The following is a 1,046-nucleotide window of genomic DNA, read 5'->3' on the forward strand; positions in this document are numbered from 1 at the left end:
AGCGCAGTCAATGGCTATGCCTTAGGCGCTGGGTTCGAGTTGGTTTTGCATTCAGATATGGTGATTTGCGGTGAAAATGCCCGATTCGCTTTACCTGAAATTACCTTAGGTATGTTGCCGGGTGCAGGCGGAACACAGCGTTTAGCACGCTTGGTTGGACAACAACTCACCATGCGCTGGGCTATGACAGGTGAAATGATTTCGGCAAAACAGGCAGAGCAACACGGCATTTGCAGTCAAGTGGTTCCGACCGAATTAACCGTTGAATATGCGGTTCAGCTTGCAGCCAAAATTGCGAAACAAGCGCCTTTAGCGATTCGTGTGATTAAACAATCAATTAAAAGTATTCATGAAACAACGTTAAGTCAGGGACTCAAGTTTGAACGTCAAAACTTTGTCTGGCTGGCGGCTACAAAAGATCGAAACGAAGGGATTAATGCTTTCTTTGAGAAAAGAAAGCCAGTGTTTAGAGGTGAGTGATGGACTATCAAAATATTATTGCTGAAGAAAAAAATGGTGTTGGCTACCTGACATTTAACCGCCCAAAAGCACTGAATAGCTTTAACGTTGATATGCACCGTGAAGTGGCTGAGGTTTTAAACCAGTGGACCAAAAATCCGGATGTTCGTTGTGTTGTGATTAGTGGTGAAGGCCGTGGCTTCTGTGCAGGGCAAGACTTAGGCGACCGTGTAGTAGACCCAAACGCTGAAGCTCCAGATTTAGGATATTCCATTGAAACTTACTATAACCCGCTCATTAAAACGATTGTAAATATGCCAAAGCCTGTGATTTGCGCGGTAAATGGTGTAGCAGCAGGTGCAGGGGCAAATATTGCACTGGCATGTGATTTGGTGATTGCAGCTAAATCGGCAAACTTCGTACAAGCATTTTGTCGCTTAGGTTTGGTTCCAGACTCTGCGGGTACATGGTTTTTACCACGTGCCGTAGGCCATGCACGTGCGATGGGATTGGCTTTGTTAGGTGACAAGTTACCGGCAGAAACCGCAAAAGAATGGGGCATGATTTGGGATGTGGTTGAAGACACC

General features: G+C 45.7%; 2 protein-coding genes. Both read left to right on the forward strand.

Annotated features, from left to right (window positions below; translation table 11 throughout):
* A partial coding sequence (locus tag C1642_RS19990; RefSeq protein WP_228153996.1) for an enoyl-CoA hydratase-related protein occupies positions 1–480 on the forward strand: 480 nt, incomplete at its 5' end.
* Positions 480–1,046: enoyl-CoA hydratase-related protein (locus C1642_RS19995; RefSeq protein WP_228153997.1), on the forward strand; the 567-nt coding region annotated here is incomplete at its 3' end. The genes C1642_RS19990 and C1642_RS19995, both read left to right, overlap by 1 nt.

Origin of the sequence: Acinetobacter sp. AKBS16 (assembly GCF_002899995.1) — a bacterium.
In the GTDB taxonomy this organism is placed as follows: domain Bacteria; phylum Pseudomonadota; class Gammaproteobacteria; order Pseudomonadales; family Moraxellaceae; genus Acinetobacter; species Acinetobacter baumannii.